23 protein-coding genes are annotated in these 23,982 nt (G+C 64.4%); 9 read left to right on the plus strand and 14 right to left on the minus strand.

What is annotated here, in order from left to right:
• Positions 1-2: 2 nt before the first annotated feature.
• Positions 3-518, minus strand: coding sequence for an RNA polymerase sigma factor (locus tag M1D43_RS01140; protein WP_027992908.1), 516 nt, complete (start codon positions 516-518; stop codon positions 3-5).
• A 193-nt stretch (positions 519-711) separates the two neighbouring features.
• Complete coding sequence (locus tag M1D43_RS01145; protein ID WP_003534453.1) at positions 712-1,614, minus strand: metallophosphoesterase family protein; 903 nt, start codon at positions 1,612-1,614, stop codon at positions 712-714.
• 82 nt (positions 1,615-1,696) lie between these two features.
• Between M1D43_RS01145 and M1D43_RS01150 the strand changes: the two genes are divergently transcribed.
• Positions 1,697-2,188, plus strand: coding sequence for an NUDIX domain-containing protein (locus M1D43_RS01150; RefSeq protein WP_003534456.1), 492 nt, complete (start codon positions 1,697-1,699; stop codon positions 2,186-2,188).
• Positions 2,189-2,292: 104 nt separating this feature from the next.
• On the opposite strand, the gene M1D43_RS01155 is transcribed toward M1D43_RS01150, so the two are convergent.
• Positions 2,293-3,300, minus strand: coding sequence for a glutathione S-transferase family protein (locus M1D43_RS01155; protein ID WP_027992907.1), 1,008 nt, complete (start codon positions 3,298-3,300; stop codon positions 2,293-2,295).
• Positions 3,301-3,557: 257 nt separating this feature from the next.
• Here M1D43_RS01155 and M1D43_RS01160 point away from each other — a divergent pair, with 257 nt between their 5' ends.
• The gene (locus tag M1D43_RS01160) at positions 3,558-4,109 is read left to right on the plus strand and encodes a GNAT family N-acetyltransferase (protein ID WP_027992906.1); all 552 of its coding nucleotides are present in this window, start codon (positions 3,558-3,560) and stop codon (positions 4,107-4,109) included.
• 14 nt (positions 4,110-4,123) lie between these two features.
• On the opposite strand, the gene M1D43_RS01165 is transcribed toward M1D43_RS01160, so the two are convergent.
• Genes M1D43_RS01165 through M1D43_RS01180 form a run of 4 tightly spaced genes read right to left on the minus strand, consistent with a single transcriptional unit; the run spans position 4,124 to position 10,951 of the window.
• A complete protein-coding gene (locus M1D43_RS01165; protein ID WP_010969885.1) occupies positions 4,124-6,193 on the minus strand; it encodes a membrane protein in 2,070 nt (689 codons plus the stop codon).
• A gap of 10 nt (positions 6,194-6,203) precedes the next feature.
• Positions 6,204-9,017 carry a DUF4159 domain-containing protein gene (locus tag M1D43_RS01170; RefSeq protein ID WP_153313324.1) on the minus strand — a complete coding sequence of 938 codons (2,814 nt, stop codon included), beginning with the start codon at positions 9,015-9,017 and terminating at the stop codon, positions 6,204-6,206.
• Positions 9,014-9,934: a DUF58 domain-containing protein gene (locus tag M1D43_RS01175; protein WP_153313325.1), complete on the minus strand. Its 921-nt coding sequence runs from the start codon at positions 9,932-9,934 to the stop codon at positions 9,014-9,016. The genes M1D43_RS01170 and M1D43_RS01175 overlap by 4 nt, the downstream gene beginning before the upstream one ends.
• Positions 9,935-9,937: 3 nt before the next feature.
• The gene (locus tag M1D43_RS01180; RefSeq protein WP_013844747.1) at positions 9,938-10,951 is read right to left on the minus strand and encodes an AAA family ATPase; all 1,014 of its coding nucleotides are present in this window, start codon (positions 10,949-10,951) and stop codon (positions 9,938-9,940) included.
• Positions 10,952-11,309: 358 nt separating this feature from the next.
• Between M1D43_RS01180 and M1D43_RS01185 the strand changes: the two genes are divergently transcribed.
• From M1D43_RS01185 to M1D43_RS01195, 3 genes are read left to right on the plus strand one after another with little or no spacing between them, the layout of a single operon-like run.
• Complete coding sequence (locus M1D43_RS01185; protein WP_153314688.1) at positions 11,310-11,933, plus strand: DUF1285 domain-containing protein; 624 nt, start codon at positions 11,310-11,312, stop codon at positions 11,931-11,933.
• Positions 11,930-12,562, plus strand: coding sequence for a CoA pyrophosphatase (locus M1D43_RS01190; RefSeq protein ID WP_010969880.1), 633 nt, complete (start codon positions 11,930-11,932; stop codon positions 12,560-12,562). Before M1D43_RS01185 ends, M1D43_RS01190 begins: the two co-directional genes overlap by 4 nt.
• Positions 12,559-13,818, plus strand: coding sequence for a CCA tRNA nucleotidyltransferase (locus M1D43_RS01195; protein WP_153314686.1), 1,260 nt, complete (start codon positions 12,559-12,561; stop codon positions 13,816-13,818). The genes M1D43_RS01190 and M1D43_RS01195 overlap by 4 nt, the downstream gene beginning before the upstream one ends.
• 18 nt (positions 13,819-13,836) lie before the next feature.
• Here M1D43_RS01195 and M1D43_RS01200 read toward each other — a convergent pair whose 3' ends face one another.
• Positions 13,837-14,022, minus strand: coding sequence for a DUF1059 domain-containing protein (locus M1D43_RS01200; RefSeq protein WP_003534500.1), 186 nt, complete (start codon positions 14,020-14,022; stop codon positions 13,837-13,839).
• Between the two features lie 174 nt (positions 14,023-14,196).
• Here M1D43_RS01200 and M1D43_RS01205 point away from each other — a divergent pair, with 174 nt between their 5' ends.
• A complete protein-coding gene (locus tag M1D43_RS01205; RefSeq protein ID WP_028010466.1) occupies positions 14,197-14,739 on the plus strand; it encodes an adenine phosphoribosyltransferase in 543 nt (180 codons plus the stop codon).
• 45 nt (positions 14,740-14,784) lie between these two features.
• On the opposite strand, the gene M1D43_RS01210 is transcribed toward M1D43_RS01205, so the two are convergent.
• The 3 genes from M1D43_RS01210 to ychF all read right to left on the minus strand — a co-directional run bounded on the left by M1D43_RS01210 (position 14,785) and on the right by ychF (position 17,284).
• Positions 14,785-15,255 carry a MaoC family dehydratase gene (locus M1D43_RS01210; protein WP_010969877.1) on the minus strand — a complete coding sequence of 157 codons (471 nt, stop codon included), beginning with the start codon at positions 15,253-15,255 and terminating at the stop codon, positions 14,785-14,787.
• The gene (locus M1D43_RS01215) at positions 15,252-15,707 is read right to left on the minus strand and encodes a MaoC family dehydratase (protein ID WP_153314684.1); all 456 of its coding nucleotides are present in this window, start codon (positions 15,705-15,707) and stop codon (positions 15,252-15,254) included. Before M1D43_RS01215 ends, M1D43_RS01210 begins: the two co-directional genes overlap by 4 nt.
• Before the next feature lie 473 nt (positions 15,708-16,180).
• Positions 16,181-17,284, minus strand: coding sequence for a redox-regulated ATPase YchF (gene ychF / locus M1D43_RS01220; protein WP_010969876.1), 1,104 nt, complete (start codon positions 17,282-17,284; stop codon positions 16,181-16,183).
• A 230-nt stretch (positions 17,285-17,514) separates the two neighbouring features.
• On the opposite strand from ychF, the gene clpS reads away from it, so the two are divergent.
• A complete protein-coding gene (gene clpS, locus M1D43_RS01225) occupies positions 17,515-17,820 on the plus strand; it encodes an ATP-dependent Clp protease adapter ClpS (RefSeq protein WP_003534512.1) in 306 nt (101 codons plus the stop codon).
• A 55-nt stretch (positions 17,821-17,875) separates the two neighbouring features.
• Here the strand turns inward: clpS and pth are convergent, their stop codons facing one another.
• From pth to M1D43_RS01240, 3 genes are all read right to left on the minus strand, one after another.
• Positions 17,876-18,595: an aminoacyl-tRNA hydrolase gene (gene pth, locus M1D43_RS01230; protein ID WP_153314681.1), complete on the minus strand. Its 720-nt coding sequence runs from the start codon at positions 18,593-18,595 to the stop codon at positions 17,876-17,878.
• A gap of 361 nt (positions 18,596-18,956) precedes the next feature.
• On the minus strand, positions 18,957-19,571 hold the full coding sequence (locus tag M1D43_RS01235; protein ID WP_153314679.1) for a 50S ribosomal protein L25/general stress protein Ctc: 615 nt from the start codon (positions 19,569-19,571) through the stop codon (positions 18,957-18,959).
• Between the two features lie 167 nt (positions 19,572-19,738).
• Entirely contained in the window at positions 19,739-20,920 is a 1,182-nt protein-coding gene (locus M1D43_RS01240) for a benzoate/H(+) symporter BenE family transporter (protein ID WP_153314678.1), read from the minus strand.
• Between the two features lie 324 nt (positions 20,921-21,244).
• On the opposite strand from M1D43_RS01240, the gene M1D43_RS01245 reads away from it, so the two are divergent.
• Together M1D43_RS01245 and adh are read left to right on the plus strand one after the other, a co-directional pair.
• Positions 21,245-22,201: a helix-turn-helix domain-containing protein gene (locus M1D43_RS01245; RefSeq protein ID WP_153314676.1), complete on the plus strand. Its 957-nt coding sequence runs from the start codon at positions 21,245-21,247 to the stop codon at positions 22,199-22,201.
• 262 nt (positions 22,202-22,463) lie between these two features.
• Positions 22,464-23,972: an aldehyde dehydrogenase gene (gene adh / locus M1D43_RS01250; protein ID WP_153314674.1), complete on the plus strand. Its 1,509-nt coding sequence runs from the start codon at positions 22,464-22,466 to the stop codon at positions 23,970-23,972.
• The last annotated feature ends 10 nt before the right edge of the window (positions 23,973-23,982 follow it).

The following is a 23,982-nucleotide window of genomic DNA, read 5'->3' on the forward strand; positions in this document are numbered from 1 at the left end:
GGTCAGGCCCTCCTTTCCGTATTTTCGGACAACATGGCTGCGAGCCTGAGCCGCGCCGTCGACAGTCTGCTCATGACCGTACCGACCGGGATGCCGAGGATCTCCGCCGTTTCCCGATAGCTGTGGCCTTCGACATTGACGAGGAGGAAGACGCTTGCCAGTCCCTCCGGCATGGACAGGATCATCTTCTGCACCTGATTGGCATAGGCGGCCTTTTCGGCCGTTGCTTCGACGTGCGGTTCGTCCCGCTCGAAAACGTCGACCGCACCGGCGCTGCGCACCTTGCGCTTGCGGATTTCGTCCACCCAGAGATTGCGGGTCATCGCATAGACCCAGCTTTCCAGCCGGCCCTCGCCGTTCCAAAGGTGACTGCGCGCGATTGCCCGCTCGCAAACTTCCTGGACAAGATCGTCGGCGTCATTGGCATTGCGGGCCAGCGTGATCGCGAAGCGGCGCATTTTGGGCAGCAGGCTGACCAAATCCCGTCTGAAATCCTTCATTTCTGCCGCTGGGCGCATTGCTCTTCCAGTGAAACGTGCCGGATCGCGCGTCCATTCGCCATCCGGACGCACCATCAATGATATGGAACATTTGGTCCTAAGTCTGCAAGGGAAGAGCCGGAACGGAAAGAGGTTTTTGCGCCCCGGCAACGGTTTTCCCCACGGCGCCGCGCGTCCTTGAATCGGCCGGGATCGAAAGGCTTCCGGCGCTTCAGAAATACGTCGTTTCGGCGAGCACCACGCCGGTCGCGTCCGGGTTGATCGCGTAGCGCTCCCGGGTCAACCGCCAGTCTCCGGGCTCGCCGTCGACGGAAAAGAGATTATAGGCGGCGACGGGCTTGCTGCCGCCGGGACCCTGCGAGGCGGATGCGATGCCGACGACCGGCACCGGCCCCGTATGCCCCTTGAGCCAGTGGAGCGTATTGAGATGCGTGTGGCCGTGCAGAACCAGCTCGGCCCCGCCCGCGGAGATGGTGGCAGCGAAACGGCGGATGCCGATCATGCGCTTGTGCATCGAGGTCGCGCCGCGGATCGGCGGGTGATGGATCATGACGATGCGGAACAATCCGGCTTCGCCGGCCTGGCGAAGGAGGTTGACCGTCGCGCGTGCCTGTCGCGGCCCGAAATAGCCGCTGGCGGCGAAAGGGGGAGTGGCCACAGCCGTCGAGCAGCCGATCAGCGCCACCTTGCCGCGCACCCGCATATAGGGAAAGCAGGCATGCTTCTTCATCCAGCCGCTGGGGCCGTCATCGCCGCGCATGAAGGGATACCATGCATGCGTGATCTTCTCGTATGCGCCGGGCACATAGGCGTCGTGGTTGCCCGGCACGACCGAGATTTCATTGGGGTCGCCCGCTTCCGCAAGCCATTCGGTAACCGCCTCGATCTCCAGGGAAGAGGCGAGATTGACGAGATCTCCGGTAATCGCCAGGTGATCCGGATTGCGCACCTCGATGTCCTTCATCAGGCAGTCGAGCGTCCCGGGAAAGAGGTGGCGCACCCTGTTCCTGTGCCAGTTGACGAATCCGGTGATCCGCTTGGAGGCGAGTTCGCGAAGGGAGAGATCGGGCAACGGCCCCAGATGGACATCGGATATATGCGCAAGTTTGAACATTGATCCCGTCTAGCGCATATTCCCGTGAAGGGGAATCAGTAATGGACTATTCCCGGACACCGCGAATGTGAGGAGAAGGCGTATGGACGAGAGCCGCGGGCCGGAGATGCCCTCCTGGCGGCTCCGCTTTCTGACGCGGTTTGCCCATGTTTATTTCGCCCTGGCGCGCGGCATGACGCTCGGCGTGCGGGCTGCCTGTTTCGACGATGAGGGGCGGGTCTTTCTCGTAAGGCATTCCTATCTGCCGGGCTGGCATCTTCCCGGCGGCGGACTCGACCGCAACGAGACGGCGGTGGAGGGCCTTGCCCGCGAGCTCAGGGAGGAGGGCAACCTCGTGCTGACGACGGCACCGCTGCTCTTTCAGGTCTACTACAACCGGCGCACCAGCAAACGCGATCACGTCATCTTCTTCCGCTGCGATAATGTCCGCCAGGAGCGGCCGAAGCGTGCGGATCTCGAAATCGCCGCGGCGGGCTTCTTTCCGCTCGACGACCTTCCGGCGGACACGACCCCTGCAACCCGGCGCCGGCTGGCGGAGCTTGCGGGAGACGTAGTGCCGGATAGGTTCTGGTAGGCGACTGATCGCGTCGGATCGCCCCCTCATCCGCCTGCCGGCACCTTCTCCCCGCAAGCGGGGCGAAGGGACAAGCGGCTAGCTCCATTTTCTCTCATCCTGGTTCAAAGGCTATCCCGCCCGTGCGGCGCTTCAAGGTCGAGCGCCGGCCCCACCGGCACGATGCCCGTGGGATTGATCGTCGTATGGCTGCGGTAATAATGCGCCTTGATGTGGTGCATATTCACCGTCTCGGCGACTCCCGGCACCTGGTAGAGCTCGCGCAGATAGCCGTATAGGTTCGGATAGTCCGCAATGCGGCGGATGTTGCATTTGAAATGGCCGACATAGACCGGATCGAAACGGACGAGAGTCGTGAACAGCCGCCAATCGGCTTCGGTCAGGCGGTCTCCCGTGAGATAGCGCTTGGACGCGAGGCGGTTCTCCAGTTCGTCCAGCATGGCGAAGAGGGCGGTGACGCTCTCCTCATACGCCGCCTGGCTGGTTGCGAAGCCGGCCTTGTAGACCCCGTTGTTGACCGCGTCGTAGATGCGCGCGTTGAGCGCGTCGATTTCCGGCCGCAGTTCCTGCGGGCAGAAGTCTTCCGTCGAGCCTGTCAGACGATCGAAGGCCGAGTTGAACATGCGGATGATTTCGGCGGACTCGTTCGAGACGATCGTGTTCTTCCGCTTGTCCCAGAGGACCGGCACCGTCACCCGGCCGGAATAGACCGGGTCGGCGCGCAGATAGACTTCCCAGAGCATGCGCGAGCCGAAGAGGTGATCGGCGGTGCCGCCGTTCTCGCCCCCACGATCCTCTCCCCCACGCTCTTCGCCCTTGAATTCCCAGCCGTTGGCCAGCATCAGCGGGTCGACGACGGAAAGCGAGATGAGGTCTTCGAGCTTCTTGAGCTTGCGGAAGATCAGCGTGCGGTGCGCCCAGGGGCAGGCAAGGGACACGTAGAGATGATAGCGGCCCGCTTCGGCCTCGAAGCCGCCTTCGCCGGAAGGGCCGGGCGATCCATCTGCAGTGATCCAGTTGCGGAACTGCGATTCACTGCGCTTGAAGTGACCGTTCGTTGCACGCGTGTCGTACCAGACATCCTGCCAGACGCCATTCACCAGCCTACCCATGGGCCAACTCCTTTCGATCGTTTGCTGACGCCATAATTAGTGCTGAGAACCGCGGCCGATAGATGTGAAATTCCGAACAGTGCGTTTTACCCTTTGACTGGCGGCGTTTTTCTGCTATCGGCGAAAAGGTAGCTCTTTCATCTGGGAAACGATCACCACCATGATCCTGTCGGGAAGCCTGCGACGACGCTGATGCTGCAAACGCCCATTCGGGGCGAGCCATCCTCCATGTCCGTTCGCATGCCGGTTCTCGACACATGAAAAAGCACGATCTCGTCTATCTGACCGAAGACGCATCCCACGACGCAGCCATCGAAATCATCAATGAAGAGGCCTTCGGGCCGGGTCGCTTCACCCGCGCCGCCGCGCGGATTCGCGAGCAGGGACCCCATGACCGGGCGCTCTCCTTCATCTGCGCCGATAATGGCGAAACGATCGCATCGGTCCGGATGACGCCGGTGACCGCCGGCTCGGTGAAAGGACATCTGCTCGGCCCACTTGCCGTCCGGCCCTCGCACAAGAACCAGGGCATCGGCCGGGAACTCGTCCGCATTGCAGTCGAAGCGGCGCGCCGGAAGGGCTCCGAAGCGGTTATCCTCGTCGGCGATCCGCCCTATTACCAGCCGCTCGGTTTCGAGAAGGTGCGCCATGGCGCGCTCCAATTCCCGGGTCCCGTCGATCCGGCGAGGGTTCTCGTCGTGCCGGTCGCGCCGGACGTTCACGCGCGGCTTGAAGGCATGATCGCCTGGCGGGATGACGGCGCCACCTGCCTCACCGCGCGCGCGGAGGCGCAAGGGGCGGCTGCCTGATACCTCGCCGGCGTTTACCGGCCCTCGCGATACCAGGTAGCCGAGATGAGGAAGAGCAGTGCCGCCAGGCCGAAGAGCCCCGCGAAAAGCGAAAGAGAATCGATGCCTTTCAGCACCGTCTCGTCGGTCATGCGCAGCGACAGGCGTTGATCGTCGGCGACGCGGACGGCGCCGCGAACCGGGAGGATAGACGGGAGGTCGACCGGTCCGTCGGCGCTCGCCAGACGGCGGACCAGGCCCTTCGTCTTCTCCGCCCAGGGTTCGATCTTCTCTTCCGTGGAAATCGCCGCCTTGAATTCGGGCGCATCGACGTTGCCGACATGGACGAGCGTCGTCAGTTCGTCGTTGGCAACTTCGAAGAGGCCGATTTCATTGGTCTCGACCTCAGCCTTGTAGAGCCCCGGCTCGCCTTCCGTGAGCGTGACTTCCTGGGTCCGGCCGGAAGGATAGGTGAGGGTTGCCTGGCCGGGATCTCCTTCGATCGTCTGGCGCGTGATCTCGAGCGTCCGGCCCATCGCGCGGGCGGTAAGCGCCTCCTCTTCGAGCGCCGGTTCCTGCATCAGCCAATGCGCCGTGCGGCGATAGAGCGAGACATGCGGCCCACCCCCTTCGAAGCCGCGCGCCCACAGCCAACCCTGGTCGGAGAGCAGCATGGCGACACGCCCCTTGCCGACGCGGTTGAGGACCAGCAGCGGCTTGCCGTCTGCCGCTTCCATCACCGTCTGGCCGAGCGGCCTGTCCACATCGACGGTACGGAACCAGCGGCCCCAGGCCGGCGGTTCGTCCGCTGCCCCTTCGAGCCCGCGGGTGACCGGATGCTTCTTTCCTTCCTCCGAGAGCCGGGGGAAGAACGCCTTCTCGTTCATGACGCCGGTCGGCGTTGCCGGCAGCACCGCCGCAAGCGGGGTCGCGGCGATCGAATCGTCGCCGGCGTGCTCCGGCCCGGCGGCGATCAGCAACGCTCCACCGTTCTGCACGTATTGGGCTATGTTGTCGTAATAGAGGATCGGCAGCACGCCACGATGCTGGTAGCGATCGAAGATGATGAGGTCGAATTCGCTGATCTTGTCGACGAAAAGCTCCCGCGTCGGGAAGGCGATGAGCGAGAGTTCGTTGATCGGCGTGCCGTCCTGTTTCTCCGGCGGCCGCAGAATGGTGAAATGGACGAGATCGACCGCGGCGTCGGATTTCAGGAGGTTGCGCCAGGCGCGCTCGCCCGCATGCGGCTCTCCGGAAACGAGGAGCACGCGAAGATTTTCGCGGATGCCGTCGAGCACATGGACGGCGCGGTTGTTCGTCTCCGTCACTTCGCCGGCAACCGGATTGACGGCGAATTCGAGGATGTTGTTGCCGCCGCGCGGTACGGTAAAGGTAAACGGAACGTCCGTGCCGGGCTCCGCCTGCTCCGTGGCGATCTCGTTGCCGTTCAGGCGGATCGTCACCTCGGCGCTGCCGCCGGGAGCCGCGCCGTCGTCCACGACCCGGAAGGTCATTCTCTGCTGTTCGCCGACGATGCCGAAGCGGGGGGCGCTGACGATTTCGATGCGCCGGTCGAACTCGTCCGGCTTGCCGCTGATCAGGGCGTGGACGGGTGCATCGAAGCCGAGCTTCTGGTTGACATCCGGCACGTCGTGGATCTGGCCGTCGGTAATGAAGATGGCGCCGCCGACACGGGCGGGCGGCACGTCTGCAAGCGCCGTTGTCAGGGCGCCGAAGAGCCTGGTCGAGGGCGCCTCGGTTTCCTCGCCGTCGGCGGCTTCGACGATGCGCGCCTCGATCTGGGGGAAACGGGAAAGGCGTTCCTTGAGACCTTCGAGCGCCTGGTCCGTCTGCGCGCGGCGGTCACCGTTCTCCTGGCTCTGGCTGCGGTCGACAACGACGGCGACAATGGTGGAGAGGGGTTCGCGCTCCTCTTGGAAGAGGACGGGATTTGCAAGCGCAAGGCAGAATGCGGCAAGCGCCGCCGCCCTGATCCAGGCTCCGCGAACGCCGCGCCAGATGCCGAGTGCCGCCAGAACGGCTGCGACAAGCGTCAGTGCCGCGAGATAGGGCCAGGCGAGAAGCGGCGAGAAATCGATTGTCATCGCCGGGTCCTCATTGTCCGAGCCGCTCGAGCAGGGCGGGCACGTGCACCTGGTCGGCCTTGTAGTTGCCGGTCAGCATGTACATCATGATGTTGACACCGGAGCGAAAGGCGTATTCGCGCTGCATTTCGTCCGGCGGCACGGTCGGCAGCAGTGCGACTCCATTCGAATCCACTGCCCATGCACCGGCAAAGTCGTTGCCGGTGATGATGATCGGCGTCACCCCGTCGCCCGGTCGCGCCGGCCGGTTGCTCGGTTCCTCGCGACTATCGAGCTGGGATTCGATCCAGAGGGGGCTGCCGGTATATCGGCCGGGAAAATTCGTCAGCAGATAGAAGGCCTTGGTCAGGACATGGTCGGCCGGAACCGGCTCCAGCGGCGGTATGTCGAGATTGCCGAGGATCGCCTGGAGACGTTCGGTGTTCGCGCTGGTGCCGTTCGATGAAGAGCCGAGCGAGGAAAACTGATCGCGCGTGTCGAACAGCACCGTGCCGCCCGCCCGCATATAGGCATCGATTCGGCTGACGGCTTGCGGGCTCGGCATGGGCGCGCTGGCGGAAATCGGCCAGTAGATGATGGGGTAGAGGCTCAATTCGTCCTTGGAGATGTCGAGGCCGACGGGCGCGCCGGGCTCGAGCGTGGTGCGATAGGTCAGGAAGTCGGTAAGGCCTCTCAGCCCGTCTTCGGAAAGGCGGTCCACCTCTTCCTCGCCGGTGACCACATAGGCGAGGTGCGTGGTGTCCAGCCGCTCGAGGATGCGCTGGTCGTCCGGACGCGCGTCGTCGGCATAGGCCTGCGGCGGGGCGAGGGAGAAGGTTCCGGCGAGGACTATGATGATTGCCGAAGTGGCCCTTGCCATCCGAGCGCGTGAAAAGACGCCACCCATGAAGAGAACGATCAGGGCGTCCGCGAGCAGCAGCAGGAGGGCGAGCGTCATCAGCGCCGGCTTCAGCGACCAGCTTTCCGCACCGGCCAGCCGCTCGGAGGTATGGGGGCCGGCGGTGGTCATGTCGATCCGCTTGAGCTCGGCGTCGCGCGGTAAGAGATTGAGCGCCGTGAAGCCGTCCTCGGAGCCGTAGAGCCCCGGAGGATTGTCGGCTGTCGCGACCGGTGCCTTGCCGGGCACGATGTCGAGGGGACGGGCATTGCCCGTTTCGGCGACGAGCACGCCATCGGCGTTCAGAAGCCGGTAGGGCGGCAAGGTCTGCGCCTTCACGGCCTTGCCGTCGCTGGCGATACCGCCGCCGCGCGAAAGCTGAACGCTGCGGCGGAGCATCTCGACGAAATGGCCCGAGATCGGCAGGTTCGACCATGTGGCCTCGGCGCTGACGTGAAAGAGCACGATGCGGCCCGCCCCGCGTGTCGCAGTCGTGACCAGCGGTGTGCCGTCGGCGAGGTTTGCCCATGTGCGCTCCGCCAGATCGGCTGTCGGTTCGGCCAGAACCTGCCGCTTGACGAGAATGTCGGTGGGGCGGGCCATGCCGGCGAAGGGGCTGTTGCCGGGATAATCGGCGAGCGGCTGCGGTTCGGACCAGGAGAGCGCGCCGCCGAGCGCCCGTTCGCCCTGGCGAAGGGTGACCGGGACGAGCGGATCGTCGGCAGGTGCGGCTGCCAGCCGGGGGCCGGCGAAGCGGATCAGCGTGCCGCCATTGTCGATCCATTTCGCAAGCAGGGGGTAGGTCTCTTCCGGCAGCCGGCCGATGTCGGCCATGATCAGAACCGAGGGACGCTGCTCCAGAAGCTCCGGAATCGCAACGGCAAGATCGCTCTGGCGGGGCTCGACGAGATCGGCATAGGGGGCGAGCGCCCGATTGATATAGTAGAGCGGCGAGAGCAGCGGCTGCGACAGGTCACGTGCCTCGCCGCTCAACAGAGCCACGCGACGGCGGCGGAAGCCGTCGTCGAGGAGATGCTGGGCGCCGGCAGTCGCGGCTCCTTCGATGCCGATGCGGGCGAAGTCGTTGCGCAGTTCGAACGGGGCCTCGATCATCCCCTTGGCGGTCGCTGCGCCGGGTGCGAAATCGATCGTACCACTGGCGATCGCACGGCCGCGGGTATCGAAGGCAACGATGGGAAAGGAACGGCCGTCGTCGGTCTTCAGCCGGCTCGCCGTCACCGACATGCCGCCGGACTCGTTGCTTGTCGCGGTGAGTGCCACGGCCTCGCTGCCGTCCGCTTCGATCACCTTGAGGCCGGCCGCGCCGATCCCGGCCAGTGCCTCCATCGTCTTGCCGTCGCCCCCTTCGATGCCGTCGGTGAGGAAGGCGACCGTTCCGGGAGGAGCGTCTTCGAAGGCCGCCTGCAAGGCCGCGATTGCGGAACCGCGGTCGGCAGGCAGCGGTTCGGGTCTCGCCGCCGCCAGCCGGTTGCGCGCAGTGCTCGCCGATCCGGGCGTCGCGTCGTGCTGGCGCTCTCCGGTGAAGACGATAGAAACCGCAACATCCTTCGCCTCGGCATCGTCGATCAGCGCCGAGGCGGCTTCGACACGCCGCTCCCAGTCGGGTGCCGTTGCCCAACTGTTGTCGATCAGCAGCGCCAGCGGCCCGGAGGTCGCGAGCGTATTGCTGCGCGGGTTGAAGACGGGGTCGGCGATCGCGAAGATGACGGCGGCGGCCATCAGCATCCTGAGAAGGGTCAGCCACCAGGGGCTTTTCGAGGGCGTCTCCTCGCGCTTCATCACCGAGGCCAGGATGCGCAGCGGCGGGAAGATTTCGGCCGCAGGTCTCGGGGGCGTCATGCGCAGCAGCCACCAGATCACCGGCAGTGCCACGAGTGCTGCCAGAATGGCGGGGTTGGCAAAAATGAAGGAGAGGCCGCCGATCATGAGAGCCCCCCATGGACGGCTCGGCCCGGCATGCCTGAAAGATGCATATGCACCGCGACCAGAGCTTCCGACGCCGCCCGATCGGTTCTGTGCGGAATGAAGGTCCAGCCGAGATGGCGCAGGCTCGTGCCCAGGCTGTCGCGGCGGGCGCGATAGGCACGCTGGTAATCCTCGCGCAGGATCTCGGCGCGCCCCGCGGTCAGCTTCTCGCCGGTTTCGGGGTCGGTGAACTCGGTTCTGCCGGCATAGGGGAAGACTTCCTCCGCCGGATCGGCGATCTCCACGACATGGCCTCGCAGGCCCCGGCGGGCGAGTGGTCCAAGTCGTTCCATCACCCGGTCGGCCGGGTCGAGAAAATCGCCGATCAGAACCAGGTCGCTGGCGCCGCGTATCATCCCGGTATCGGGCAGGCCCTCCGAAAGCGGACTATGCATGATTGCGGTTGCCAGCCGCTCGGCGGCATTGCGTGCCGAAACCGGCTCCATCACGCCGGGGCAGCCGATTCGCTCGCCGGAACGGGCGAGAATTTCGGCAAGCGCCAGCATCAGCACCAGAGCGCGGCTTTCCTTCGAAACGGCGCCGAGCGTCGATTTGTACATCATCGAGGGCGAGAGATCGGCCCAGAGCCAGATCGTGTGCGCTGCCTCCCATTCGCGGTCGCGAACATAGGTGTGGTCGTCCTTGGCGGAGCGGCGCCAGTCGATGCGCGAAAGGCTCTCGCCGTCGCTGTAAGGGCGGAACTGCCAGAAGTTCTCGCCGATGCCGCGCTTGCGCCGGCCGTGCCAGCCGGTGATTACCGTGTTGGCGATCCTGCGCGCTTCGACGAGACAGTCTGGCACGAGCATCGCGCGCTGCTGCGCGCGCGACAGGACCTCACCGGACGGGGTACGCGCGACAATGTGCCCGATCGAGGCCATGCGTCAGCCCTTGGCCCGCTTCACCAGGTCGGCGATGACGTCGCGCACCGACATGCCCTCGGCGCGGGCGGCGAAGGTCAGCGCCATGCGGTGCTGGAGAACCGGCTCGGCGAGCGCAAGGACGTCGTCGATCGAAGGGGCAAGCCGCCCGTCGTAGAGCGCGCGGGCGCGGGCGCAGAGCATGAGCGCCTGTCCGGCGCGCGGACCCGGTCCCCAGGCAACATTCTTGTCGGTGTCGGCATTGCCGTTGCCGGGGCGTGCGGAACGTACCAGCGCCAGAATGGCGTCGACCACCTTCTCGCCGACAGGCATCTGACGGATCAGCCCCTGGACCTGCTGCAGGCGGCCTGCGTCGATCACCGGCCGCGCCTCGGTTTCTGCGAGGCCGGTCGTCTCCAGCAGGATCTGTCTTTCGGCAGCAAGCTCGGGGTAGCCGACATCGACCTGCATCAGGAAACGGTCGAGCTGGGCTTCGGGCAGCGGATAGGTGCCCTCCTGCTCCAGCGGGTTCTGGGTTGCGAGCACGTGGAACGGCTGTGGCAGGTCCTTGCGGTCGCCCGCGATGGTGATGTGATACTCCTGCATCGCCTGCAGCAGGGCCGACTGCGTGCGCGGCGAGGCGCGGTTGATCTCGTCGGCCATCAGGAGCTGCGTGAAGATCGGGCCAGGAATGAAGCGGAAGGAGCGATGACCGGCCGCGTCCTGGTCCATCACCTCCGAACCCAGGATATCGGAAGGCATAAGGTCGGGCGTGAACTGAATGCGGCTGTTGTCGAGCCCGAGAACGGTGCCGAGCGTGGCGACGAGCTTGGTCTTGGCGAGCCCCGGAACGCCGACAAGCAGCGCGTGTCCGCCGGAAAGTACCGCGAGCAGCGTCTGTTCCACGACGCTCTCCTGACCGAAAATGACCTTGCCGATCTCGGCGCGGACCAGCGCGATCTCTCCGAGCGCCGCCTCGGCTGCGGCGACGATCGCCTTTTCGTCGGCCAGTTCGGTCGCGCCTCTCATTACACTCATTGCAAGTCTCCCGGTCGTCCGCTTCTGGATCGATCGCCGATGCCGGCTGTCCAGTTCCTGTTTTTCAATTTAGACCCCGCGGGGCGGCTGACAAGCCGCCGCCGTCGCACTATCTCGTGAGCTTGACACCAAAGCCTGAAACATTGCGTTCCAGGCGCGAATGCGGACATATGCGCCGAAGCGAGCTTGTGGTGCATACCCGACGCTACAGCGCCGCGTCTTATCAGACGCGCAAGGCTTGCTGTAGCATTTTTAACTGCTGCATGCTTTGTCCTCGATCGGCTGTGATCAAGGGAACATGCAGCAGGCAACGGCGTCATGCTTCGGACGCAAGATCGAGACCAAACGGGACGGAACGATGGCAGAAGCCAAGATTCAGCAAACGGGCGATGCGGCCGGCCTGGCGGCGCTGATCGCACGCGCTGCCGGGCAGACGGGCGGCGAGGCGAGAGGGTTGCCGCCGGTCGACCGCTGGAATCCGCCGTTCTGCGGCGACATCGACATGGAAATCCGGGGCGATGGAACCTGGTTCTACATGGGCACGCCGATCGGCCGCCAGCCGCTGGTGAGGCTGTTCTCGACCGTGCTTCGCAAGGACGACGACGGCAAGACCTACCTCGTCACGCCTGTGGAAAAGGTCGGCATCCGGGTCGCCGACGCGCCGTTCATCGCCGTCGAGATGAGCGTGACCGAGAAGGACGGCGACAGGGTGCTGACCTTCCGCACGAATGTCGGCGACGTGGTGGAGGCGGGGCCGGAGCATCCCTTGCGCTTCGTCATCCACGGCGACAATCGCGAACTCAAACCCTATCTCCATGTGCGCGGGCGGCTGGAAGCGCTCGTCTCGCGACCGGTGATGTACGACATCGTCGAGCTCGGCGAGACCATCGCGGTGGAAGGGGTGGAGATGTTCTGCGTCAAATCGGCCGGAGCGATCTTCCCGATCATGCCCGCGGCCGAGCTGGAAGCTTTGTCCCGATGAGCAGTCACCCATACTCCGCCGACGAATTCCGTCGCCGCGCGCTGCAGCAGGCGGGGGGGCCGATCGAGACTTCCTGGCGCGATCACGGCGACTTCCTGCTGAACCCGGGCATCGTATCCTATCTCGAGTCCCTGCATCTGAAGGACGCCGCAGTCCTCGTCCCCGTCGTCGACGACGGCGAAGACGCCAGCGTCATCTTCACCCAGCGCACCTCGAATTTGCGCAAGCATTCCGGTCAGGTCGCTTTTCCGGGCGGTGCGGTGGATCCGGAAGACCACTCCATCGAAGTCGCCGCGCTCCGCGAGGCCGAGGAGGAGATCGGGCTCGATCCGCGTTTCGTCGAGACGGTCGCGCGGCTGCCGCATTACATGGCCATGTCCGGCTTCCGCATCACGCCGGTGCTTGCGGTGGTTCAGCCCGGCTTCGTGCTCGAGCCCAATCCGGAGGAAGTGGAGAGCGTGTTCGAGGTGCCGTTGTCGTTCCTGATGAATCCGCGAAATCATGGACGAGGAAGCAGTCACTGGCAGGGCGCTGAGCGCCATTTCTATCGCATGCCCTATGGCGAAAGGAACATCTGGGGGATCACCGCGGGGATCGTCCGCATGCTCTATGAAAGGCTCTATGCATGACTTCCATTGTCGCCGAGCGCTGGTTTCAGGCTCCTCATCTGCGCCGCATCTTCGACCTGTTGAACGCCGATGGCGGCGAGGTTCGGGTCGTCGGAGGCGCGATCCGCAACAGCCTCATGGGTTTACCGGCCGGTGATGTCGACCTGGCAACCACCTGGCGTCCCGAGGAGGTGACCGAGCGGGCGGGGGGCGCCGGCATCAAGGCGGTGCCGACGGGAATCGACCATGGCACCGTGACGCTCGTCATCGAAGGTGTTCCCTATGAGATAACGACCCTGCGCCGCGACGTCGCGACCGACGGGCGTCGCGCCGAAGTGGCCTTCGGGACCGACTGGAAAGCGGATGCGGAACGCCGCGACTTCACCATCAACGCACTCTATGCCGGTGTGGACGGCGAGATCATCGACCATGTCGGGGGCCTCGGGGACATCGAGACGCGGACGGTGCGTTTCATCGGCAGCGCGGCCGAACGCGTGGCGGAGGATTATCTCCGTATTCTTCGCTTCTTCCGTTTCTTTGCGCATTACGGCAGCGGCCGTCCGGACGCCGAGGGCCTGAGGGCCTGCGCCCAGGCCCGCGCGAAGCTCGCCACGCTTTCCGCCGAACGCGTGTGGACGGAGACGAAGAAGCTGCTTTCGGCCGACGACCCGGGTCGCGCGCTCCTGTGGATGCGGCAGGCGGGTGTCCTGAGCGAGATACTGCCCGAGACCGAGAAATGGGGCATCGACGCCATCCCGGCGCTGATCGCGGCGGAGAAGAGTTTCTCCTGGAGGGCGGACCCGCTCCTGAGGCTTGCGGCGATCGTCCCGCCGGACGCCGCCCGGCTCGAGGCCATGACCAAACGTCTGCGGCTGTCGAAGGCGGAGAGCGCTTACCTCGACCGGTTCGCCGAAGCGCCGGAAATCGCCGCTACTCTTGCGGATGCGGCGCTCGACCGCCAGCTCTATCGCCATGGCACCGAAGGCATCGTCGTCCGGCTGAGGCTTGCACTTGCCTCGGCGCGCCGCAAGGCCGAAACCGATCCGGCATTCCTTGCCGACAGCGCGTCCTTTCATCGGCTCCTTGCACGGGCGGAGAAATGGCAGCGGCCCGTCTTCCCGTTGAACGGTGCCGATGTCCTCCAACTGGGGATTCCCGCCGGTCCTAAGGTGGGGGAGGTGCTGGCAGAGCTCGAAGCCTTCTGGGTCGAGCGCAACTTCAGCGTCGAGCGGGCGACCCTCGTCGCCCGGCTCGAGTCGATGGTGCGGTCGGGTTGAAACCGGTTCGGGCCGCGGTCAGGCGACCTTGGTTTCGTCGACGATGCGGGCCTTGATGTTGTCGACCATGTTTTCGCGGATGATCGTCTCGCCATGAGTCTCGCGCATGTGCTCGACGACCCGGCGCACGATTTCCGCATCATTGTCAGCGCGGGTGTGCCAAGCGCAACCCGGGACGAGCGAACCGCATTCGAATAGGCGCATGGTGTTCCTCCTTCCTACAATCGGCAAAGCCTCCCCTAGAAAAGCCTAGCATCAACCCGCGCTCTCGCCAAATTGTTCCGGCCCGGACCCCGAGCGAAGAAAATCCTGTAAACGGGCACTTTGTTGGTGCTATGCCTGTGACAATAGAGGATCCAGCAAAGGCCGCATTCACACATGACCGCTGTTCAATCGGAACTGATTTCCGCTATCAGAAGCATTCCGGACTATCCGAAGCCCGGCGTCATGTTCCGCGACATCACGACCCTGCTCGGCAACCCGCGGGCATTCCGCCGGGCGATAGACGAGCTCGTCCATCCCTATGCCGGTACCAAGGTCGACAAGATCGCCGGCATCGAGGCGCGCGGCTTTATCCTGGGCGGCGCGATTGCGCACCAGCTTTCGGCCGGCTTCATACCCATTCGCAAGAAGGGAAAGTTGCCGCACGACACGGTGCGGATCGCCTACAGTCTGGAATACGGCGTGGACGAGATGGAAATGCACAGGGACGCGGTCGCTCCCGGCGACAAGGTGATCCTCGTCGACGACCTGATCGCCACCGGCGGCACCGCCGAAGGCGCCGCCAAGCTCCTGAAGCAGATGGGTGCGGACATCGTCGCAGCCTGCTTCATCATCGATCTGCCTGAGCTCGGCGGACGCAAGAAGCTCGAAGCGCTCGGCGTCAATGTGCGCACGCTCATCGAATTCGAGGGGCATTGAGCCCACCGGTTCATAGGCTAGGACCAAACAGCTGGCCCCGGCCCTTCAAGCGAATTCGATGACCTTGCTCTCGAAGCGGATGACCGGCTCGCCGTGCTGGTTCTCGCCCTCGCAGAGGATCGTGTTGATCCGCCAGCCGGGTCGCGAGGCGACGATCCGGGCCTCCAGTAGAGTGACCGCATAGGTGATCGTGTCGCCGGCATAGACCGGCTTCAACCACCTGAGTTCCTTGAACCCGGGCGAGGGGCCGAGCTTCGGCGCGTGCAATCCCTCGGCTGCAAGGCGGCGGATCTCCTCCTTCCAGAACCGCAGGAAGCACTGCATCCAGCCGGCGCTGGTATGCCAGCCGGAGGCGCAAAGGCCGCCGAAAAGCGACTGTCTCGCCTGCTCCTCATCGACGTGGAAGGGTTGCGGGTCGAAATCGCGGGCGAAGCGGACGATGTCCTCCGCGGTGAATGTCAGGCTGCCGGTGACGACCTTTCGCCCGGCCTGGTAGAGCTCCTCCAGCGTCATCATGCGCGCGCCTCCCCATTGCGGCGCCTGAACATGACAGAGCATTCCGAAACCGCCACGGCTTCGCCGCTCTGGTTCTCGATCTCGTTGCGAAACTTGACGAGGCCGATCGCGGGCTTGGTCTTCGACGGGCGCGCCTCCAGGACCAGGCTGAAGCCTGAAAGGACATCTCCGGCAAGGACCGGCTTCTTCCACTCCATGAAGTCGATGCCCGGTGACCCTTGCGAGGATGAATTGCCCAGAAAAGCATCGATCATCATCCGCATGCCGACCGCGCTCGTGTGCCAACCGGAAGCGGCGAGGCCGCCGAGAATGCTGCTCTTGCCGACCTCTTCGTCCAGATGCATGGGCTGCGGATCGAACTCACTGGCGAAGGCGATCATGTCGTTGGCCTGCATCAGGACCGGGCTGTAGTCGAAACGCCGGCCCTGAGTGAAATCCTCGAAATACAGCATGCCTCATTCTCTCCTTCACGCCGCCGCGCGTCCTGACATCCTCACAAAGGCCCGCCCTTACGTGGCTTCAGCCTGGCCGATTTTCCAGGTTACGCATGTCGATTGTTCATTGGATCACCTTACTGAAAGTCGTGCGTGGCAACTTTTCCCGCAAGGATCCGCCCGTGACAGAATTGAACAAGGCCCCTGGCGGCAGCCGCCGAAAAGGGACTCATATCAGCCGATCGTGTCAATGATCTTGATGCTTTTATTTCGGCGCGGGAGTGATTGCCGGACCGGCAAAGGCCGTAGCAAGGCGGCCATGACGAGACACTTTGGGCATGCCGTCCGGCGTTCGCCGCCCATGCAGGTTCTGCAGCTGGATCACGATGATTTTAGGCCGGGCCGACCTGGAATCATGAACGTGATCGGTTCTGACAAGTTGAGACGCGTGACGCGGGAGGAAAACCGCACACAGGTTTTCCTCATCCGCTCTAAGTATTGAACCGGAAATGGATGACGTCGCCGTCCTGGACGACGTATTCCTTGCCTTCGTCGCGAGCCTTGCCGGCCTCCTTCGCGCCGTTTTCGCCGCCATAGCCGATATAGTCGTCATAGGCGATCGTGTTGGCGCGGATGAAGCCGCGTTCGAAATCCGAGTGGATGACGCCGGCGGCCTGCGGCGCCTTGGTGCCGCGCGGGATCGTCCAGGCGCGCGTCTCCTTCGGTCCAACCGTGAAATAGGTGATGAGATCGAGGAGCTTGTAGCCGGCGCGGATCAGCCGGTCGAGGCCGGCTTCCTCGAGACCGAGCGCCGCGAGGAATTCCTTCGCTTCCTCTTCCGGCAGCTGCGCCACTTCGGACTCGATCGCCGCCGAAATGACGACCGTTTCGGCGCCCTGCTCCCTGGCCATCTTCTCGACGGCGCGCGTATGCTCGTTGCCGGTCGCGGCGTCGCTTTCGGCGACGTTGCAGACGTAGAGAACCGGGTGCGAGGTGAGCAGGTTGAGGCTCTGGAGAATGCGCAGCTCATCGGCGTCGAGCTTGGAAAGCAGGGTGCGCACGGGCTTGCCTTCCTGCAGCAGCTTCAACGATGCTTCCATGATGGGAAGCTGCGCCATCGACTCCTTGTCCTTGCCGGTCGCACGCTTGCGCGTCTGTTCGGCACGCCGTTCGAGGCTGTCGAGATCCGCGAGCATCAGCTCGGTCTCGATGGTGTCGGCGTCTTCGACCGGATGGATACGGCCTTCGACATGGGTGATGTCGTCATCCTCGAAACAGCGCAACACGTGCACGACGGCATCCACCTCGCGGATGTTGGCGAGGAACTGGTTGCCGAGGCCCTCGCCCTTGGACGCGCCGCGCACCAGCCCGGCGATGTCGACGAAGGAGATGCGCGTCGGGATGATCTCCTTCGACTTGGCGATGTCGGCGAGCTTGCGCATGCGCGGATCGGGCACGGCGACTTCGCCGGTGTTCGGCTCGATCGTGCAGAACGGATAGTTCGCCGCCTGCGCCGCCGCCGTCTTTGTCAGCGCGTTGAAGAGTGTGGACTTGCCGACATTCGGCAGCCCGACGATACCGCATTTGAAGCCCATGGCTGAAACCCGTCGTTCCTGATTGCTTGGCCGTGGCTATGGGATAAAGGAGAGGGACGGTCAAGCTTTTCGCGCATTTCCGATTGCCTCCGGAGGCGAGTTTCACTTGAATGCGCGCGATCGGAGGGCGATATTGGCAATACTGGATGCGGAAAACGCAGCGCGGTTTGCCACGCCGCAGCCGGCGCGGCCGCCAACGCTTTTCTCATGTCATCGACGGCGGATTATCGATGAGCGACAATGATGTAGCCGCAAAGCGCCTGACCAAGCCGAAGCTCGAGCGGCCGAAGCTCTACAAGGTCCTGCTCGTCAATGACGACTTCACGCCGCGGGAATTCGTGGTCATGGTGCTCAAGGCCGTTTTCCGCATGAGCGAGGAGGCGGGCTACCGCGTGATGATGACGGCCCACAAGATGGGCACTTCGGTCGTGGTGGTGTGCGCGAAGGACGTCGCGGAGACCAAGGCCAAGGAGGCAACCGACCTCGGCAAGGAGGCGGGCTTTCCGCTGCTGTTCACGGCAGAGCCGGAGGAGTGAGGCAGCGGCCCGCGCGGTTGGAGCGGATGCGGGCGGAAAACCGCTCCCACTTTTCCTAATCCCCTTTCGGCCCGAACATCTTCTTCAGCATGTCGGCCATAGGGCCCGTCACCGGCAGCTTTTTCGGCTGGGCCGTGGTACGTGCCTGATGGATATGGGATTGCGCCGCCTGCTTCTTCACAGCGACGGGCTTTTCCTTCTCGGGCTTGCCTCCCGTTGCCAGTGCGATCTTGTTCATGAGCTGCGAATCCTCGCCCTTCACCAGCATCGCGGCATTGTCGGCGATGGCCTCGAGCAGGAGCGAAAGCCAGGCCTGGTCGGCCTTGGCGAAATCGCCGAGCACATGCGCGTGGACCAGATCCTTGACCCCCGGATGGCCGATGCCGAGCCGCAAACGGCGGTATTCCTTGCCGCAATGGGCGTCGATGGACTTGATGCCGTTGTGCCCGCCGTGGCCGCCGCCGGTCTTGATCCGGGCCTTGCCGGCGGGAAGGTCCAGTTCGTCATAGATGACGACAATGTCCCTCGGCGCGAGCTTGTAGAAGCGCATCGCGTCGCCGAGGGCTTCGCCGGAGAGGTTCATGAAGGTCTGCGGCTTCATCAGCAGGACGCGTTCGCCGTCGATCTCTCCTTCGGAGATCTCCGACTTGAATTTCCTCGACCAGGCGGAAAAGCCCTGGCGCCGCTGAATGGCGTCGACGGCCATGAAGCCGATATTGTGGCGGTTGCCGGCATATTTCGGGCCGGGATTGCCAAGTCCCGCGATGATCAGCATGCGGCCAAACTCCTGATGCTCCGCCTCTGGGCAGTGGCGATGCAGAGCGGTTGCGGGCACGCCTGCCCCTCGTCCCGCTGCCGCGACCTTCTCCCCGTTCTGACGGGGAGAAGGGGTATGCCGCGCCCTCTCAGGTCCCCTCTCCCCGCAGGCGGGGAGAGGGTTAGGGTGAGGGGCGAACCTTGCCCCGTCAAGTCATGCAGCCACCCCAAATCACCGACATCGAGGCGAGTCAATGCCAATCTCGCCGCCAGCTGAGGGTGCACCGTTTCAAAAGAAAACCCGCCCCACGAAAATGGGACGGGTTTCTTTCACTCGGGGCGCGGCACGGCCCGGATCGGGCGACCGCTTGAAGCAGAGATCAAGCCTCTTCTTCGCCGCCCTCGGCTTCTTCAGTCGGTTCGGCTTCCTGCGTGCGGCCGGTGATCGTGGCGACCGTGAAGTCGCGATCGGCGATGACCGGGGTCGCGCCTGCGGGGAGCTTGACGTTCGAAATGTGGACGGTGTCGCCGATCTTAAGGCCGGTGAGGTCGACCGTCAGGGATTCCGGAATGTTGTCCGCGGAAACGTTCAGCTCGACTTCGTGACGAACGATATTCAGTGCGCCGCCCTGCTTGAGGCCCGGGGACTTCTCTTCGTTTTCGAAGTGAACAGGAACCTGAACGGAGACCTGGCTGCCCTTCGAAACGCGAAGGAAATCGACGTGCATGGTGAAGTCGCGGACCGGATCGAGCTGATAGTCCTTCGGCAGGACGCGGATCTTCTCGCCGTTGACGTCGATCGTCGCAACGGTGGTCATGAAACCGCCGGCATGGATCTTCATCGTCACCTCCTTGGTGGACAGCGCGATGGAAAGCGGGGGCTGCTTGTCACCATAGATGACAGCCGGAATAAGACCGTTGCGGCGAAGTTCACGGGAGGACCCCTTACCAACCCGATCGCGCGTCTCGGCCTTGAGCTCGTAAGTTTCGCTCATAGGTAGACCTTTCTGTGTTATTTGGAGAGTTCGTCCGTCAAAGGCGGAAAAACCTGAAGCCGCCGGGCGGCTTCATCCGCGTTGCCTCCAAGGGTGTCTGCGCGGACGCGGGGTCCATAGCCGAGAACGGGCTTAAATGCAAGGCGCGGCGTTAGGCCGAGCACGCATCACCCCTTACCCTTGGCGAAGCGCGCCAGCGCCAGCATCAGGCCGCCCGCGACAAGGCCCCAAAAAGCCCCGGACACGCCGGCGAAGCCCACGCCCGAGGCAGTGACGAGAAAAGTGATGGCGGCCGCCTCTCGCGTTTCGGCATTCGTGAAGGCGGCAACTGCGGAGCTCGAGAAGGCGCCGATCAGCGCGAGGCCGGCAACCGCCTCGATCAGCACCGATGGCGCGAGGCTGACGAAGGTCGTGACGGCTCCGGCCAGGAGGCCGAAGACGACGTAGGCGATGCCGGCATTGATCGCCGACCAGTAGCGGCGGGCGCGGTCGGGATGGGAATCGGAGCCGGCGCACATCGCCGCGGTGATCGCCGCAAGATTGACCGCATGTCCGCCGAAAGGTGCGCTCAGCAGCGTGAAGAGCCCGGTCGTGGCGAAGAGGGGACCCGGATCGGGGTGGTAGTCATTCACCTTCAGGACCGCGATGCCGGGAATGTTCTGCGAGGCCATCGTGACGATGAAAAGCGGAAGAGCGATGCTGATCAGGGCGGAGGTGCTGAAGGAAGGCGAAACGAACTCGGCCTGCGGAACGAGCGCGGCGGAGAGCCCGGCCAAGGCGCCCTCCGGCATGTCTACCCCAAGCGCGACGACAAGAACGAAGGCGATGAGCGCGGCCGGGACGGCATAGAGCCTGCTGACGCTGCCGACGACCGCCCAGGCAAGAACGATCGGCAGGCCGAAGAGGGGATTGAAGGCGATCGCCTTCACCGGCGCGAAGCAGAGACTGAGGAGCACGCCCGCAAGCATCGCATTCGCCAGCGCCGGCGGAATGGCGGACACGATCCTGCCGAGCGGCTTCCACAGGCCGGCGATGATGATCAGCAATCCGCAGACGAGAAAGGCGCCCACGGCGGCGTTGAATCCGCCCTCCACCACGCCGGAACTCGCGAGCAGGGCCGCGCCCGGCGTCGACCAGGCGATGCTGACGGGAAGCCGCGTGACGGTGCTGACGAGGATGGCGCAGACACCCATCGAGATCGACAAGGCCATCAGGCCGGAGGCCGCCTGCGCCTCGTTCGCGCCGACGCCGGTAAGCCCGTGCAGAACGACCGCAAAGGAGCTGGCAAAGCCCACGAATGCAATCAGCACGCCCATGAACAGGCTTTGGACGGAGAAATCACGAAGCATGGCTGACAACCGGATGTTGCGACGAGTCGGGAATATCGTTTCGAGTAGCACATCATCCGGCCTGTCGATACCGCCTGTCGGTACAGCCCTGCCGAGCGCCCTCGGTGCGGGGAGAAAGACTTTAGTCAGGGTGGACCTGCCGCTGGATCGATGTCTATAGTTAGAAAGGGGGAATATGCCGTTGCAGAGTTCGGCGCCCGTTTGCGCCGCAGAACGCTGTCCAGGCGGAGGAGGAAGCGTGGATTCTTTCCGCGCGCTTCGCTTGTGAGCGTCGATCAGCCACGGGTCGGTTGGCCCGGTCGCCGCGATCCAGGGAGGGAGCGAATGCCTTCAATCAGGGACCACTCCGAGCGGGTCTACCGCATCGCACATCAGTCTTCCGCTGCGGTGACTTCGCCGGTCGCTGCATCGTGGCGCCGTTGCATGACGCTGCACGGCCTGGCGCCGGAGGAAGCGCGTTCGCCCTGGCGTCTTTCGGAGATCGAGTTCCGGCAGGCGCGCGAAAGCTCCGGCGCCCTCATCGCAGAGGCGGCCGGCGAGCTCGACCGGCTGTTCGCCACTGTCGGCAAGGCCGGGTGCTGCCTGCTGCTTACCGACGGAAAGGGCGTTGCACTGGAACGACGCGGGGCCGGCGGCGACGATGCGGACTTTCGCGGTATCGGGTTGTGGTCGGGAACCGTGTGGAGCGAGGCGAGCGTCGGGACCAATGGCATCGGTACGGCGATCGCGGACGAGCGTCCGGTCGTAATCCAGCGCGACCAGCACTTCCTCAGCCGCAATATCGGCCTGAGCTGCGCCACGGCGCCGATCCGTGACGAGAGCGGCAAGCTCGCCGCGGCGATAGACATCTCCACCTGCCGTGACGACGCATCCGAGGCGACGCTTTCGATTCTCTCGCAGGCGGTGCGCGATGCCGCAGCGCGAATCGAGGCCAATCTTTTCCGCCGCGCTTTCGTCGGCGCCCGCATCGTTCTCGTACCCGTCGACCGGGCGGGACCTGCACTGCTTGCGGTCGACCGTGACGATCTCGTTCTCGGCGCGACGCGGGCTGCCCGGCTGTGGCTCGGGCTCGACGACGAGCGTATCGCCGCCGGCGTCCCGGCTTCCGACCTGCTTCAGGAAGACCTCCCGGGCGAGGGCGGCGAATTGCCGGACGCGGAACGTGCGGCGCTGCGCCGCGCGCTCTCCCGGGCGAAGGGCAACGTGTCCATGGCGGCCGATCTCCTCGGCATCAGCCGCGCGACCCTCTACCGCAAGATGAAGCGATTGGCCCTGAACTGACAGCATCGCGATGGGCGAGGGGACTTCGCGGGGTGCGGCTTGTCCCTTCGCCCCGCTTGCGGGAAGAATGTGCCGGCAGGCGGATGAGGGGCAGCTCCCAGCGGACGATGCTGCGACGCAGCAGCGCAGCAGGCGCCCACCTGTCGCAATTCTGAAACAGTCGGTGCCATCAACCGCGGCGCCGCCCTACCGGAAAAGCGCATTCGGCCTCACTCTCCTTCCACAGCAACCGCACCGCTGTCTTTTCCAAGGGAGGAAGTCCATGCTGCATCAGAAGATCGTCGAGAACCCCTACAAGCAGAAATACGGGAACTTCATCGGCGGCGAATGGCGCGAACCCGTTGCAGGCCGCTATTTCGACAACACGACGCCGATCACCGGCGGCACGCTTTGCGAGGTCGCGCGTTCGGACGCCGCCGACATCGAGATCGCCCTCGACGCGGCGCACGCCGCAAGGGAGAAATGGGGCCGGACCTCGACGACGGAGCGGTCGAACATTCTGATGAAGATCGCCGCCCGCATGGAGGACAATCTGGAGCTTCTGGCACGGGCGGAAACCTGGGACAACGGCAAGCCGATCCGCGAGACGATGGCCGCCGACATTCCGCTGGCGATCGACCATTTCCGCTATTTCGCGGCCTGCATCCGTGCGCAGGAAGGCTCGATCGGCGAGATCGACCACGACACCGTCGCCTACCATTTCCACGAGCCGCTCGGCGTCGTCGGCCAGATCATTCCCTGGAACTTCCCGATCCTGATGGCCGCCTGGAAGCTTGCGCCGGCGCTTGCCGCCGGAAACTGCGTCGTGCTGAAGCCGGCTGAGCAGACACCGGGCTCGATCCTCGTCTGGGCGGAACTCATCGGCGACCTCCTGCCGCCGGGTGTCCTCAACATCGTCAACGGCTTCGGCCTCGAAGCGGGCAAGCCGCTCGCCACCAGCCCGCGCATCGCCAAGATCGCTTTTACCGGCGAGACGACGACCGGACGGCTGATCATGCAATATGCCAGCCAGAACCTCATCCCGGTCACGCTGGAGCTCGGCGGAAAGTCGCCGAACATCTTCTTCGCGGACGTCGCCAGCGAGGACGACGACTTCTTCGACAAGGCGCTGGAAGGCTTCGCCATGTTCGCGCTGAACCAGGGCGAGGTCTGCACCTGCCCGAGCCGGGCACTGGTACAGGAGAGCATCTACGACCGCTTCATGGAGCGGGCGGTAAAGAGGGTCGAGGCGATCCAACAGGGCAATCCGCTCGATGAAGCAACCATGATCGGCGCCCAGGCTTCGAGCGAACAGCTCGAGAAAATCCTCGCCTATATCGAAATCGGCAAGGAGGAAGGTGCCGAGGTGCTGACCGGCGGCGGGCGCAACGTGCTCGAAGGCGATCTTTCCGGCGGCTACTACGTCAAGCCGACCGTATTCCACGGCCACAACAGGATGCGCATCTTTCAGGAGGAGATTTTCGGGCCGGTCGTGTCGGTCACGACCTTCAAGACGGAAGCCGAGGCGCTGGAAATCGCCAACGACACGCTCTACGGGCTTGGCGCCGGCGTGTGGAGCCGCGATGCCAACCGCTGCTACCGCTTCGGCCGCGCGATCGAAGCCGGCCGGGTCTGGACGAATTGCTACCACGCCTATCCGGCGCACGCCGCCTTCGGCGGTTACAAGCAGTCCGGCATCGGGCGCGAGACGCACAAGATGATGCTGGATCACTATCAGCAGACGAAGAACATGCTGGTCAGCTACAGCCCGAAGGCGCTCGGCTTCTTCTGATCCGGCCGCT

The organism is Ensifer sp. R1-3, from assembly GCF_056739175.1.